At 68.3% G+C, this 14,529-nt stretch carries 13 protein-coding genes; all 13 read right to left on the bottom strand.

The window, feature by feature from the left end:
* Nucleotides 1-1,358, bottom strand: a 1,358-nt coding sequence (locus tag ACTIFU_RS08395; protein WP_439577852.1) for a ribonuclease J, incomplete at its 3' end; no start/stop codon positions are given.
* A 56-nt stretch (nucleotides 1,359-1,414) separates the two neighbouring features.
* Nucleotides 1,415-2,191, bottom strand: a complete 777-nt coding sequence (locus tag ACTIFU_RS08390) for a type III pantothenate kinase (RefSeq protein ID WP_439577850.1) — start codon at nucleotides 2,189-2,191, stop codon at nucleotides 1,415-1,417.
* Between the two features lie 4 nt (nucleotides 2,192-2,195).
* A complete protein-coding gene (locus tag ACTIFU_RS08385; RefSeq protein ID WP_439577849.1) occupies nucleotides 2,196-2,933 on the bottom strand; it encodes a biotin--[acetyl-CoA-carboxylase] ligase in 738 nt (245 codons plus the stop codon).
* Complete coding sequence (gene nuoN / locus ACTIFU_RS08380; RefSeq protein ID WP_439577848.1) at nucleotides 2,930-4,366, bottom strand: NADH-quinone oxidoreductase subunit NuoN; 1,437 nt, start codon at nucleotides 4,364-4,366, stop codon at nucleotides 2,930-2,932. Before nuoN ends, ACTIFU_RS08385 begins: the two co-directional genes overlap by 4 nt.
* 5 nt (nucleotides 4,367-4,371) lie before the next feature.
* Nucleotides 4,372-5,886 carry an NADH-quinone oxidoreductase subunit M gene (locus ACTIFU_RS08375; protein ID WP_439577847.1) on the bottom strand — a complete coding sequence of 505 codons (1,515 nt, stop codon included), beginning with the start codon at nucleotides 5,884-5,886 and terminating at the stop codon, nucleotides 4,372-4,374.
* 1 nt (nucleotide 5,887) lies between these two features.
* A complete protein-coding gene (nuoL, locus tag ACTIFU_RS08370; protein ID WP_439577846.1) occupies nucleotides 5,888-7,819 on the bottom strand; it encodes an NADH-quinone oxidoreductase subunit L in 1,932 nt (643 codons plus the stop codon).
* A 7-nt stretch (nucleotides 7,820-7,826) separates the two neighbouring features.
* Nucleotides 7,827-8,135: an NADH-quinone oxidoreductase subunit NuoK gene (gene nuoK, locus ACTIFU_RS08365; RefSeq protein WP_019014337.1), complete on the bottom strand. Its 309-nt coding sequence runs from the start codon at nucleotides 8,133-8,135 to the stop codon at nucleotides 7,827-7,829.
* 3 nt (nucleotides 8,136-8,138) lie between these two features.
* Nucleotides 8,139-8,825, bottom strand: a complete 687-nt coding sequence (locus tag ACTIFU_RS08360; RefSeq protein WP_439577845.1) for an NADH-quinone oxidoreductase subunit J — start codon at nucleotides 8,823-8,825, stop codon at nucleotides 8,139-8,141.
* Nucleotides 8,826-8,835: 10 nt separating this feature from the next.
* Entirely contained in the window at nucleotides 8,836-9,324 is a 489-nt protein-coding gene (gene nuoI / locus ACTIFU_RS08355; RefSeq protein ID WP_439577844.1) for an NADH-quinone oxidoreductase subunit NuoI, read from the bottom strand.
* A gap of 91 nt (nucleotides 9,325-9,415) precedes the next feature.
* Nucleotides 9,416-10,432: an NADH-quinone oxidoreductase subunit NuoH gene (gene nuoH / locus ACTIFU_RS08350; protein WP_439577843.1), complete on the bottom strand. Its 1,017-nt coding sequence runs from the start codon at nucleotides 10,430-10,432 to the stop codon at nucleotides 9,416-9,418.
* A gap of 5 nt (nucleotides 10,433-10,437) precedes the next feature.
* A complete protein-coding gene (gene nuoG / locus ACTIFU_RS08345; protein WP_439577842.1) occupies nucleotides 10,438-12,489 on the bottom strand; it encodes an NADH-quinone oxidoreductase subunit NuoG in 2,052 nt (683 codons plus the stop codon).
* A 4-nt stretch (nucleotides 12,490-12,493) separates the two neighbouring features.
* Entirely contained in the window at nucleotides 12,494-13,795 is a 1,302-nt protein-coding gene (nuoF, locus tag ACTIFU_RS08340; protein WP_439577841.1) for an NADH-quinone oxidoreductase subunit NuoF, read from the bottom strand.
* Between the two features lie 5 nt (nucleotides 13,796-13,800).
* Complete coding sequence (locus ACTIFU_RS08335; protein WP_439577840.1) at nucleotides 13,801-14,478, bottom strand: complex I 24 kDa subunit family protein; 678 nt, start codon at nucleotides 14,476-14,478, stop codon at nucleotides 13,801-13,803.
* Nucleotides 14,479-14,529: the final 51 nt, after the last annotated feature.

Below are 14,529 nucleotides of genomic sequence, written 5' to 3'. Positions count from 1 at the left end.
CCGGACTCGTCGAGCGCGAGCGAGGCGACCACCATGCCATGCTCCAGCATCCGCCGCCGCGCCGCCAGCACCTCGCCCGAGATCGGCAGCAGCCGATCGCCATCCACCGCGAGCTTGCCGGCGGGCGCGCTGTCCACCACCGTCACGGGGCCGGGGGCAAGGCGGAGAATATCGCCGTCCTCGATCACGTGCGGAATCGCGCCGAGTTCGCGCGCAAGCTCGGCGTGTTCGGTCATGTGCCGCCACTCGCCATGCACCGGCACGATGTGCTTCGGCCGCACCAGACCGTACATCCGGCGGAGCTCGTCGCGCGCGGGATGCCCGGAGACGTGCACCATGTGATCGCGCTCGGTCATCACGGCCACACCACGGCGCGCAAACTGGTCCTGTACGCGCAGGATCGCGCGCTCGTTGCCGGGGATCACGCGCGAGGAGTAGATCACCGTATCGCCCTCGCCGAGCGAGACGTTCGGGTGGCTGTCCGCGGCGATGCGCGAGAGCGCGCTGCGCGGCTCGCCCTGGCTGCCGGCGACCAGGAACAGCACCGAGTCGTCGGGCAGGTAGCCCGCCTCGTCCTCCTCGACGAACTCGGGGAGGCTGGTCAGATAGCCGGTCTCGCGTGCAGCAGCGACGATGTTGCGGAACGCGCGCCCGACGATCGCGACACTGCGCTCGGCCCCCCGCGCAGCGAGCGCGATCGACTCGATCCGTGCGACATTGGTCGAGAAGCAGGTGATCGCCACCCTGCCCTTCAGCCGGCGGATCAGCGCGCCGAGATTGCGCCGCACCTCGGACTCGTTGCCCGAGTGGCCCTCGACCATCGCGTTGGTGCTGTCGCACACCATCACGTCCACGCCCTCGTCGCCGAGTGCCGACAGGGCGGTCTCGTCGGTCGGCGGACCGACCAGCGGGTGCGGATCGAGCTTCCAGTCGCCAGTGTGCAGCACCAGGCCATGGCGCGTGCGGATCGCCACCGCCTGCGCCTCGGGGATCGAGTGCGCCATGCGGATGAAGCGCAAATGGAAGGGATCGAGCGCCAGTTCCGCGCCGGGCTCCATGGTGGTAAGCGGCACGCGGCCGAGCAGCTGGCGCTCGGCGAGCTTGCGGCGCAGCACCGCGGCGGCGAAGGGAGTCGCGTGGACGGGGCACTCGAGGGTCGGCCAAAGCCAGGCGACCGCGCCGAGATGGTCCTCGTGCGCATGGGTGATGATCAGCGCGCGGAGGCTCCGCTTGCGGTCGGCCAGGAAGCCTGCATCCGGCACCATGATCTCGATGTCCGGACGTGCGGCATCGCCGAAGCCGATGCCGCAGTCGATCGCGAGCCAGGCACCGTCGGCGTGGTAGAGATTCAGGTTCATGCCGATCTCGCCGGTCCCGCCAAGCGGCAGGAAGGCGAGATCGTCGCGGGCAAGACTCACGCTGTGGCCTTCATGTTGCGCTCGGCGAGCAGGACGAGCCCGTCGAGGGTGAGATCAGGATCGAGATGGTGGATCGCGGTGGTGCCGTCCATGAACAACGGCGCGAGCCCGCCGGTCGCGATCACGGTGACCTTCTGGTCAAGCTCGGCCTCAATGCGGCGCGCGATCCCCTCGATCAGCCCGACATAGCCCCAGTACACGCCCGACTGCATGGCCGGCACGGTGGAGCGGCCGACCACGGCCTGCGGCCGGCCGATGCTGATGCGCGGCAAGGCGGCCGCGGCACGGTGCAGTGCATCGAGCGAGAGGTTGATGCCGGGCGCGATCACGCCGCCGATGTAGTCGCCTGCCGCATCGACCACGTCGAAGGTGGTGGCGGTGCCGAAATCGATCACCGCGAGCGGACACGGATAGCGCACGCGCGCGGCCAGTGCGTTCACCAGGCGGTCGGCGCCGACCTCGCGCGGGTTGTCGGTGCGGATCGCGAATCCCCAGTCGAGATCGGACCGGGTGACCATCGCCTCGACGCCGAAGCGGTCGCGGCAGAGGCGCCGCAGGTTGTAGAGCGCGTTCGGAACCACGCACGCGATCGCGGCCGCGTCGATGTCGGCCGGCACCAGTCCGTCCCACGCCATCAGCTGCACGAGCCACACGGCATACTCGTCGGCCGTGCGGTCCGGCACCGTGGCGATGCGCCAACGACCGCGCCAGGCCGCGCCGTCCCAGACCGCGAACACCACGTTCGTATTGCCGGCATCGATGGCGAGCAGCATCCGGTCAACCTCGCGCGAACACCTCGCCGGTTACGATCCGGCGGGTCTGTCCACTCTCCTCCGCCAGCAGCAGCGCGCCGTCGGCGTCGAGCCCGGCGAAGCGGCCCGTGATGGGACCTGCTGTAAGGCGCACGCTGATCGGCGCCCCGCGCGGCAGGGCGCGGCGTTGCCACTCGACAACGATGATGTCGAACCCGTCGGCGCCAGCCCGCGTGCTCCAGTTGATCAGGCGATCGAGGATCGCCGCGGCGAGGTCGTCCGGCGCCGGTGGCACGACACCGAGCGCCGCGAGCGAGGTCGCAGGCCGGTCGGCATCGTCCGGGTGAGCGACGAGGTTGACGCCGATCCCTGCGACGGCCCAGCGCGTGCCGTCGCGCCGCGTGCCGACCTCGACCAGCACGCCGCCGAGCTTGCGTCCGTCCGCCACCAGGTCGTTGGGCCACTTGAGATGCAGCGCGATCGTGCCAGGAAGGAGCGGCGCGACCGCGTCGGCCACCGCGAGCCCGGAGAGCAAGCCGAACCCGCCCGGTGCGGGGAGGGCCTCCGGGTCCAGCACAACGGAGAAGTACAGGTTGCCCGGCGGCGACATCCACCGCCGTCCGTGCCGGCCGCGTCCTGCCGTCTGCGTCTCGGCCAGAACCGCGCACCATGGCCCCGCCCCGGCCTCGGCGCGCGCAATCGCCAGGTCGCTGGTCGAGGGCAGGCTCGCGTGACGTTCGATCCGCACGCGCGTCGGGCTCATCCCCCGATCAGCGACCGCGCCGCGGTGCCGGCCGCGGCAACCAGCGGCGCCGGCGCGAGGGCGAACAGCGCGGTGAACAGCATCGTGCCGGCGACGACCACGCCGACCGAGGCCGGGCGCGGGTCGAATGCGGGCTGTGCGGCGTCGAAGTACATCACCTTGACGATGCGCACATAGTAGAACGCGGACACCACCGAGGCGAGCACGCCGATCACGGCGAGCGGCCAAAGCCCGGCATGCACCGCGGCCATGAACACGTAGAACTTGCCGAAGAAGCCGGCGAGCGGCGGGATGCCGGCCATCGAGAACATGAAGACCGTCAGCGCGAAGGCGAGGCCCGGGGCAGTGGCGCCGAGGCCGGCGAGATCCTCGATGCGCTCGCAGGCCTGGCCCCTGCGCCGCATCGCGATGATGCAGCCGAAGGTGCCGGCATTCATGACGATATAGATCGCCATGTACACGAGCACGCCGCGGATTCCTTCCTCGGTGCCGGCGGCGAGTCCGATCAGCGCGTAGCCGATATGACCGATCGAGGAATAGGCCATCAGCCGCTTGATGTTGCTCTGGCCGATCGCAGCGAAGGCGCCGAGCAGCATCGAGGCGATCGAGATCAGCACGATGATCTGCGTCCACTGCCCGGCCGCGTCGCCGAATGGGCCGGTCATGACGCGCAGGAACAGCCCCACCGCGGCGAGCTTCGGCGCGATCGAAAAGAACGCGGTCACCGGCGTCGGCGCGCCCTCGTACACGTCGGGCGTCCACATGTGGAACGGCACGGCCGAGACCTTGAACGCGAGCCCGGCGGCCACGAAACAGAGCCCGGTGATCAGCCCGAGCGAGGACGGCCCCGCCTCGATCGCCGCGGCGATGCCGGCGAAGCGCGTCGAACCCGAGAACCCGTACACCAGCGAGGAACCGTAGAGCAGCATCCCCGAGGCAAGCGCCCCGAGCACAAAATACTTCAGCCCCGCCTCGGTCGCGCGCAGATCATCGCGGTGGATCGCTGCGAGCACGTAGAGCGAGAGCGACGAGAGCTCGAGCCCGACATAGAGGCTCATCAGGTCGTTCGCCGAGACCATCATCATCATGCCGACGGTCGCGAGCAGCACGAGCACCGGGTACTCGAAGCGGTCGATGCGCTCCTTCTCGTTCCAATCGAGCGCCAGCACAAGGCCGAGCGCGGCAGCGAGCAGCACCAGCACCTTCGTGAACACGGCGAAGTCGTCCAGCACGAATAGGCCATCGAAGGCAACGACCGGCGCATCGGCCGAGAGCACCAGCACCGCGGTCAGCAGCAGCGACGCGAGCGCCGCCATTGTCACGGCAAGTGTTGCGCCGCGGCGCATGAACACGCCAAGCATCAGTGCTGCCATACCGAGGCAGGCAAGCACCAGCTCGGGAATGACGGCGTGCCAGTTCAGCGTGCTCTCCATTGCCGTCACAGCCCTGCGAACTGCCGGCTCGCCTGGATCGCGGCCTGGTGCTGCGCGATCAGATTGGCGACCGAGGCCCCGTAGAACCCACTGAACGAGGACGGGTAGATGCCCATCCAGAGCGTCAGCAGAGCGAGCGGGGCGAACACCGCCGCCTCGCGCGGTGAAAGGTCGAACAGCCCCTTCAGCTCGGGCTTGGTCAACTGGCCGAAGATCACGCGGCGGTAGAGCCACAGCATGTAGGCAGCGCCCAGCACCATGCCCGTGGCGGCGAGCAGGGCGAGCATCCGGTTGACCTGCCACGCACCGACGATGGCCAGGAACTCGCCGACGAATCCCGATGTGCCCGGCAGCCCGACCGAGGCCATGGTAAAGAGCATGAACAGCAGCGCGTAGCGCGGCATCCGGTGCACGAGCCCGCCATAGGCCGCGATCTCGCGCGTGTGCATCCGGTCGTAGATCACACCGACCACGAGGAACAGCGCGCCCGAGACCACGCCGTGGCTCAGCATCTGGAAGATCGCGCCCTCGATGCCCTGGGTGTTCAGCGTGAACAGGCCGAGCGTGACAATGCCCATATGCGCGACCGAGGAATAGGCGATCAGCTTCTTCATGTCGGTCTGCGCCAGCGCCACCAGCGAGGTGTAGATGATCGCCACGATCGAGAGCGCGAAGATGAACGGCGCGAGCTGCTCGGACGCGTCAGGCAGCATCGGCAGGCTGAAGCGCAGGAACCCGTAGCCGCCCATCTTCAGGAGCACGCCAGCCAGGATCACGCTGCCCGCGGTCGGCGCCTCGACATGCGCATCCGGCAGCCAGGTGTGCAGCGGCCACATCGGCACCTTTACCGCGAAGGAGGCGAAGAAGGCGAGGAACAGCCAGGTCTGCGCGGCCGGCGCGACGCGATGGGCGATCAGCGTCGGGATATCGGTGGTGCCGGCGTCGAGATAGAGCCAGATCAGTGCCAGCAGCATCAGCACCGAGCCGAGCAGCGTGTAGAGGAAGAACTTGAACGCGGCATAGACGCGCCGCGGTCCGCCCCACACCCCGATGATGAGGAACATCGGGATCAGCACGCCCTCGAAGAACACGTAGAACACCACGAAGTCGAGCGCGCAGAACATGCCGACCATCATGGTCTCGAGCACCAGGAAGGCGATCATGTACTCGCGCACCCGCGACGTGATTGCCTCCCACGACGCGACCACGCAGACCGGCGTCAGCACGGTGGAGAGCAGAACGAACAGCACCGACAGCCCGTCCACCCCCATGTGGTAGCCGATGCCCCACTCGCCGAGCCAGACCGCCCGCTCGACGAACTGGAACTCGGCGGTGGTCCGGTCGAAGCGGAACCACAGGATCAGCGAGAGCAACAGCACGATCGCCGAGGTCCAGAGCGCGGTCCAGCGGGCGTTGCGCGCGACCGTCTCCTCATCGCCGCGCACGGAGGCGATGATCAGCGCACCGGCGAGCGGCAGGAAGGTGATCAGCGAGAGCAGCGGGAAGCCGAGCGCGTTCATCTCAGAGCCGTCCCGTCGCGAACAGCGTCACCAGCACGACGATGCCGATCAGCATCGCGAAGGCGTAGTGGTAGACAAGCCCGGTCTGCACGCGGACGATCGCGCGCGTGGCGCGCTGCGTCGCCGCGGCGAGCCCGTCGGGACCGAACCGGTCGATCACGCCGCCGTCCCCGCCCTTCCACAGCATGTCGCCGAGCCGCATCGCCGGGCGGACGAACAGGCGGTCATAGAGCTCGTCGAAGTACCACTTGTTCAGCAGGAACAGGTAGAGGCCGCGGAAGCGCGCGGCGAGCAGCGCCGGCACCGTCGGGGCGACCATGTAGAGCAGGTAGGCGGTGGCGATGCCGGACGCGCCCATCAGCACCGGCAGAAGCTTCACCCACAGAGCAACATCGTGCGCGGCCTCCATCGCCCGGTTCTCCGGCGCGATGCGGATGGCGGCACCCCAGAAGTCCTGGAAGTGATGGCCAACGAAGGGCTCGTAGAAGATCGCGCCAGCGACGACCGCGCCGATCGCGAGCAGGATCAGCGGCACCGTCATCACGGGCGGGCTCTCGTGCACATGCTCCATGGTGTGGGCATCCGCCCGCGGCTCGCCGTGGAAGGTCAGGATGATCAGCCGCCAGGAGTAGAAGGCGGTCAGGAAGGCCGCAATGATGCCGCAGGCAAAGGCGTAGCGACCAACGCCGGTGCCGGCGGCCCAGGCCGTCTCAAGCACCATGTCCTTGGAGTAGTAGCCCGCGAAGAACGGCACGCCGGCAAGCGCGAGCGAGCCGATCCATATCACCGCATAGGTGATCGGCACCTTGCGCCAGATCCCGCCCATCCTGCGGATATCCTGCTCGTCGCTCATCGCGTGGATCACGCTGCCCGCGCCGAGGAACAGCAGCGCCTTGAAGAAGGCGTGGGTGAACAGGTGGAAGATCGCCGCCGGATAGGCCGACACGCCGGCAGCAAAGAACATGTAGCCGAGCTGCGAGCAGGTCGAGTAGGCGATGATTCGCTTGATGTCGTTCTGTACGCAGCCGATGGTCGCGGCGAACAGCGCGGTCGAGGCACCGATCACCGTCACCATCGCGAGCGCAAAGGGCGCGAGCTCGAACAGTGGGCTCATCCGGGCGACCAGGAACACGCCGGCGGTCACCATGGTCGCGGCATGGATCAGCGCGGAGACCGGCGTCGGCCCCTCCATCGCGTCGGGCAGCCAGGTGTGCAGGAAGAGCTGCGCGGATTTGCCCATCGCGCCGATGAACAGCAGCACGCCGCAGAGCTCGATCGTATTGAACGTCATGCCGGCGAAGCTGATCGTCTGTTCGGTCAGGCGCGGCAGGGCGGCAAAGATCGCGTCGAACGCCACGCTGTCCGTCAGCATATAGACGCCGGCGATGCCGAGCGCGAAGCCGATATCGCCCACGCGGTTGACCAGGAACGCCTTGATCGCGGCGGCGTTGGCGCTCTCGCGGTCGTACCAGAAGCCGATCAGCAGGTAGGAGCAGAGGCCAACGCCCTCCCAACCGAAGAAGAGCTGCACGAGGTTGTCGGCGGTCACCAGCATCAGCATCGCGAAGGTGAACAGCGACAGATAGGCCATGAAACGGGGGATCGAGCTGTCATGGCTCATGTAGCCGACGCTGTAGAGATGGATCAGGGTCGAGACGACCGTCACCATCCCGACCATGACAGCCGAGAGCGTGTCGAACCGCAGCGCCCAGGATGCCTCGAGCGTGCCCGAGGCGATCCAGGTGCCGAGCTCCACCGTGCGGGCATTGCCGCCGAAGGCGACGTCGAAGAACAGCCATACCCCGCAGATGGAGGCGAGCGTCATGCAGCCGACGGTGGCGATCTGCGCGCCGCGGTCGCCGATCGCGCGGCCGAGGAACCCGGCGATCAGTGCGCCGAGCAGCGGGAAGAAGACGGAGCCGACCTCGATCATCGTCCGCTCAGCCCTTCATGACCCGGATGTCCTCGACCGCGATCGAGCCACGGTTGCGGAAATAGACCACCACGATCGCAAGCCCGATCGCCGCTTCTGCCGCCGCGACCGTCAGCACCAGCATGGTGAAGATCTGCCCGGTCAGGTCGCCGAGCGCGGCCGAGAAGGCGACGAGGTTGATGTTCACCGCGAGCAGCATCAGCTCGACCGACATCAGGATGACGATCACGTTCTTCCGGTTGAGGAAGATGCCGAAGATGCCGAGAGTGAACAGGATCGCGGCGACCGCGAGGTAGTGCTCGAGCCCAACGACCATGGCTCAGTGCCCTCCCCCGTGGTGGCCGCCATGGCCCTGCTCGGCGGGTTCGTGTTCCGGCTTCGGCTCGGGCTTCGGCACCACCGTCAGCCCGGCGCCAGACGCGACCTTCATCACCGCCAGCGTCTCGTCACGGCTGCGCGCGAGCTGCGCGCCGACATTCTGACGGCGCACGCCAGGGCGCTCGCGCAGCGTCAGCACGATCGCGCCGATCATCGCCACCAGCAGCACGAGTCCCGCCGCCTGGAACAGATAGACGTAGTCGGTGTAGAGGATGCGTCCGAGCGCGCGCGTGTTGGACACCGTGGCCGGGACAGGTTCGGCGATCAGCAGAGGGGCCTGGGGCGAGACGGTCCAGGCCGTGCCGACCAGCAACAGCTCGACCAGCAGGATGCCGCCGATGATGCCGCCGATCGGCAGGTAGCGGACGAAGCCCTCGCGCAGCTCGGCGAAGTTCACGTCCAGCATCATCACGACGAACAGGAACAGCACCGCGACCGCGCCGACATAGACGATCACCAGGATCAGCGCGAGGAACTCCGCGCCGGCGAGCAGGAAGAGCGCCGCGGCGTTGAAGAAGGAAAGGATCAGAAACAGCACCGCATGCACGGGGTTCCGCGCCAGCACGACCATGGTCGCCGAGGCGAGCAGGATCGCGGCGAACAGGTAGAAGGAAAGCGTGGCAATCACGGGCTGCGGCTCACCGGTACGGCGCGTCGGCCTGGAGGCGCGCGGCTATCTCGGCCTCCCAGCGGTCGCCGTTCGCGAGCAGCCTGTCCTTGTTGTACATCAGCTCCTCGCGCGTCTCGGCCGAGAACTCGAAGTTCGGTCCCTCGACGATCGCGTCCACCGGGCACGCCTCCTCGCAGAGACCGCAGTAGATGCACTTCGTCATGTCGATGTCGTATCGCGTGGTGCGGCGCGACCCGTCCTCGCGCGGCTCGGCCTCGATCGTGATCGCCTGGGCCGGACAGATCGCCTCGCAGAGCTTGCAGGCGATGCAGCGCTCCTCGCCGTTCGGGTAGCGGCGCAGCGCATGCTCGCCCTTGAAGCGGGGGCTGAGGGGGCCCTTCTCGTAGGGATAGTTGATCGTGACCTTGGGCTTGAAGAAGTGGCGGAGCGTCAGCGCCATGCCCGACACGAGCTCGGACAGCAGAAACGATCGTGCGGTGCGGTCCATGAAGCTCATATTACGCCTCCGTCCCAATAGCGCGGCGCGGACCGGTTCCTAGACCCCGTCCGCGCGCTCCGCAACCCGTTACCGTCACTGTCCCGCTCCCTCAGGCCGGCGTCGGCAACCAGCCGAACAGCATCAGCGCGCCCGAGGTCAGCGCCACCCAGAGCAGGCTGAGCGGCAGGAACACCTTCCAGCCAAGGCGCATCAGCTGGTCGTAGCGGTAGCGCGGGAAGGTCGCACGCACCCAGAGAAACACGAACAGGCAGGCCGCGATCTTCAGCGCGAACCAGATCGGCCCGGGGATCCAGTTCAAGGGCGCGATGTCGAGCGGCGGCAGCCAGCCCCCAAGGAACAGGATGGTCGTCATCGCGCTCATCAGGATCATGTTCGCGTACTCGCCGAGGAAGAACAGCGCGAACGACATCGAGGAGTATTCGACGAAGAACCCGGCGACGATCTCGCTTTCGCCCTCCGGCAGGTCGAAGGGCGCGCGGTTCGTCTCGGCCAGCGCCGAGATGAAAAAGACGATGAACATCGGGAAGAGCGGGATGAAGAACCAGAGATCCTGCTGCGCCTCGACCACGCGGCTGAGGTTCAGGCTGCCGACGCAGAGCAGCACTGTGATGATGACGAAGCCGATCGAGACCTCGTAGGAAACCATCTGCGCCGCCGAGCGCAGCGCGCCGAGGAAGGCGTATTTCGAGTTCGACGCCCAGCCGGCGATGATGACCCCGTACACGCCGAGCGAGGAGATCGCGAACAGGTAGAGCACGCCGACATTGATGTCGGCGAGCACCAGCCCCGGCCCGAACGGGATCACCGCCCAGGCGATCAGCGCGAGGCCGAAGGTGAGCATCGGTGCCATCAGGAACAGCAGACGGTTCGATCCGGTCGGGATCACCGTCTCCTTCATCATCAGCTTGATCGCGTCGGCGAAGGGCTGGAACAGGCCGAACGGCCCGACCACGTTCGGCCCCTTCCGGAGCTGCATCGCCGCCAGCACCTTGCGCTCGGCATAGGTGAGATAGGCGACGCCGATCAGCACCGGGATCATGATCGCGAGGATCGCGGCGACGGTGAAGACGAAGTGCCCGATCGGCGTGGCGAGGAACTCGGTCATCGTCGTCACTCCGCCGCCATCGCCTTGGGCTCAGCGAAGAGCGCGCTGCACTCGGCCATGGTCTCGGAGGCACGGCTGATCGAATCGGTGCGCCAGAAGTCGCGGATCGGCGAGGCGAAGGCCGTCTCGCTCATCGCCGCCGGATCGCCCGAGGGGCCGGCGAGATCGGTGCAGCCGCCGCCGATCGGCTGCGCGAGTCGCGCTTCGGACGCGAGCCGCGCACGCAGTTCGTCGAGCGTGTCGTAGGGCAGCGCGCGGTCGAGCGCCTCGGACAACGCACGGATGATCGCCCAGTCCTCGCGCCCCTCACCCGGCGGGAACACCGCGCGCTCGGTGCGCTGCACGCGGCCCTCGGTGTTGACGAAGGTGGCGTCCTTCTCGGTGTACGCCGCACCGGGCAGCAGCACATCCGCACGCGCCGCCATCGGGCCGCCATGCGTGCCGATGTGCACGACGAAGGCGCGCCCCAGGTCGGCCGGATCGAGTTCGTCGGCGCCGAGCGAGAGCACGACCTCGACCTCACCGGAGCGCGCGCCGTCGAGGATGCCGTGGATGTCGCGCCCCTCGGGCCCCGGCAGGAAACCAATGTCGAGCCCGCCCACGCGCGCGGCCGCAGTGTGCAGCACGTTGAAGCCATGCCACTCGGGGCTCAGCGCACCGACATTGCGCGCGAGCGTCCAGGCGGCGGCGAGCACCGCCGCACCGTCGGGTCGCGCCAGCGCCCCCTGGCCGACGATGACCATCGGCCGCTCGGCCTTGCGCAGCGTTTCGGCGAAGTGGTTCCCGCCCAGCAACCCGCTCAGCGCCGACGGGCCCGTACCGAGATGCTGGTAACGGTATGTCAGATCTCGCGCCTCGCCGATCAGGCCGATCTCGAACTTCCCGGCGAGCCAGCGCCGGCGCAGCCGCGCGTTCAGCACGGCGGCCTCCCAACGCGGGTTGGTGCCGATCAGCAGCGCGGCGCCGGCGCGGTCGATCCCGGCGATGGTGCTGTTGAACAGATAGAAGTCGCGGCGCGAGGCATCCAGCCGCGCGCCGTCCTGGCGGCAGTCGAGATTCGTGCTGCCGAGCGCGGCGAGCAGATCCTTCACCGCCACCATCGCCTCGAGATCGGCCTGGTCGCCGGCGATCGCGGCGATTCGCTCGCCCGCCAGCCCCTTCACGCGCGCGGCGATCGCCGCGAAGGCCTCGCCCCAGCTTGCGGGGACGAGCCTGTCGTCGCGGCGCACCCACGGCCGGTCGATGCGCCGGCGCGACAGCCCATCGACCGAGAAGCGTGCCTTGTCGCTGATCCACTCCTCGTTGATGTCGTCGTTCAGCCGCGGCAGCACGCGCAGCACCTGCGGGCCGCGGCTGTCCACACGAGTCCAGGAGCCGAGCGCGTCGGTGACGTCGATGCTGTCGGTCTTCTTCAGCTCCCAGGGCCGTGCGACGAAGGCGTAGGGCTTCGAGGTCAGCGCGCCGACCGGGCAGAGGTCGATCATGTTGCCGGAGAGCTCGGACGACAGCGCGTGCTCGATATAGGTGCCGACCTCCATCCCCTCCCCGCGTCCGGTGGCGCCGAGCTCGGGCACCCCGGCCACTTCAGTGGCGAAGCGGATGCAGCGCGTGCAGTGGATGCAGCGCGTCATGATCGTCTTGATCAGCGGGCCGAGGTTCTTGTCCGGCACCGCGCGCTTGTTCTCGGCATAGCGGCTGCGGTCGAAGCCGTAGGCCATCGCCTGGTCCTGCAGGTCGCACTCGCCGCCCTGGTCGCAGATCGGGCAGTCGAGCGGGTGGTTGATCAGCAGGAACTCCATCACGCCACGCCGTGCGGCCTTCACGCCCGGCGTGTCGGTGTGGATCACCATGTTGTCCGCGGCCGGATAGGCGCAGGAGGCAATCGGCTTCGGCGCCTTCTCGAGCTCGACCAGGCACATGCGGCAATTGCCGGCGATCGAGAGCCGCTCGTGGTAGCAGAAGCGCGGGATCCCCTTGCCGGCGAGTTCGCACGCCTGCAACACGGTGGCGCCGGGCGGAACCTCGACCTCGACGCCGTCGACGAGCAGCTTGGGCATCGCCCTACTCCGCCGCCATCGGCATCGGCCGCGCCCGTCCAGCCTTGTAGGCGGCGATGCGCTCCTCCATCAGCGGGCGGAAATGCCGGATCAGGCCCTGGATCGGCCACGCCGCCGCGTCGCCGAGCGCGCAGATCGTGTGGCCCTCGACCTGGCGCGTCACCTGCTCGAGCACATCGATCTCCTCGATCTCGGCGCGCCCCTGCACCATCCGCTCCATCACACGCCACATCCAGCCCGTGCCCTCGCGGCACGGCGTGCACTGGCCGCAGGACTCGATCTTGTAGAACTTCGACAGGCGCGCGATCGCCGCGATCACGTCGGTCGACTTGTCCATCACGATCACGGCGGCGGTGCCGAGGCCCGACTTCACGTCGCGCAGGCTGTCGAAGTCCATCAGCACCGTATCGCAGATGTCCCTCGGCAGCAGCGGCACCGAGGCGCCGCCAGGGATCACCGCGAGCAGATTGTCCCAGCCGCCGCGCACGCCGCCCGCGTAGCGCTCGATCAACTCCTTCAACGGTATGCCGAGCGCCTCCTCGACATTGCAGGGCGTGTTCACGTGGCCGGAGATGCAGAACACCTTCGTGCCGGTGTTCTTCGGCCTTCCGATCCCGGCGAACCACCCTGCCCCGCGGCGCAGGATCGTCGGCACGACCGCGATGCTCTCGACGTTGTTCACCGTCGTCGGACAGCCGTACAGACCGACAGCCGCCGGGAACGGCGGCTTCAGCCGCGGCATGCCCTTCTTGCCCTCAAGGCTCTCGAGCAGCGCGGTCTCCTCGCCGCAGATATAGGCGCCGGCGCCACGCGTGACGTAGAGGTCGAAGTCGAACCCGGACCCGCAGGCGTTCCTGCCGAGCAACCCGGCCTCGTAGGCCTCGTCGATCGCGTGCTGGAGGTTCTTGTACTCGGCGTGGAACTCGCCGCGGATGTAGATGTAGCCGACATGCGCGCCCATGCCGACGCCGGCGAGCAGGCAGCCCTCGACCAGCTTGTGCGGATCGAACCGCATGATGTCGCGGTCCTTGCACGTGCCGGGCTCGGACTCGTCCGCGTTGACGACCAGGTAGTGCGGCCGGTCGCCCGGCTGCTTGGGCATGAACGACCATTTGAGCCCGGTCGGGAAGCCTGCGCCGCCGCGGCCGCGCAATCCGGAATCCTTCACCGCCTCGACGATCCAGTCGCGCCCCTTGGCGATCAGCCCCGCCGTGCCGTCCCAGTCGCCGCGCGCGCGGGCGCCGGCGAGCCGCCAATCGTGCTCGCCGTAGAGATTGGTAAAGATGCGGTCCTTGTCGCTCAGCATCGCGCTCACTCGGCCGGTGCCTTCTCGGGCGGCGTGGGGGGCTCGGTCAGCGTGGTCGGCCCGCCCTCGGGGGCGGAGCCCATCCGGCCCGTCGCCGAACCCGGCTTGGGGTGTTCGCCGCGCTTCAACGCTTCGAGGATCGCCTCAGTCGTTGGCCCGTCGAGGTCCTCATAGAAATGGTCGCCCACCCACAGCACCGGCGCGTTCACGCAGGCGCCGAGGCATTCGACCTCCTCGACCGAGAATTCGCCATCCTCCGAAACCACGCCGTCCGGCACATTGCCCGCGGCCTTGCGGCAGGCGGCGAGCACGGCGTCGGAGCCGCGCAGCCAGCACGGCGTCGTGGTACAGACCTGGAGGTGATGCCGGCCGACAGGGCGCGTCTTGAACATCGTGTAGAACGACGCGACCTCGAAGACGCGGATCCTCGGCATCTCCAGGATCTCGGCGACATGGTCCATCGCCGCGCGCGGCAGCCAGCGCGCGCCTGTCTCGTCCTCCATCTGACGCATGGCGAGATCGAGCAGCGCCTTCACCGCGCTCGCCTGACGGCCGGCGGGGTACTTCTTGATGTTCTTGTCCGCCTGCTCGCGATACGCCGGCGTGAAGACGAAGCTGTCAGGCCCGCCGGGGAACGGCCGGGCCGGTGACCAGCGGCCGGACGAGTCGTGGGGCGGGTTCAACCAACCCAACACGCTCCCCCGCGGGGCGCCCCCGAACCACGCACCTCACCC

Origin of the sequence: Elioraea sp. (assembly GCF_051860475.1) — a bacterium.
Classification (GTDB): domain Bacteria; phylum Pseudomonadota; class Alphaproteobacteria; order Acetobacterales; family Acetobacteraceae; genus Elioraea.
Note: the sequence above shows the minus strand (reverse complement) of the source record. Positions and strands in the feature narration are given on the sequence as shown.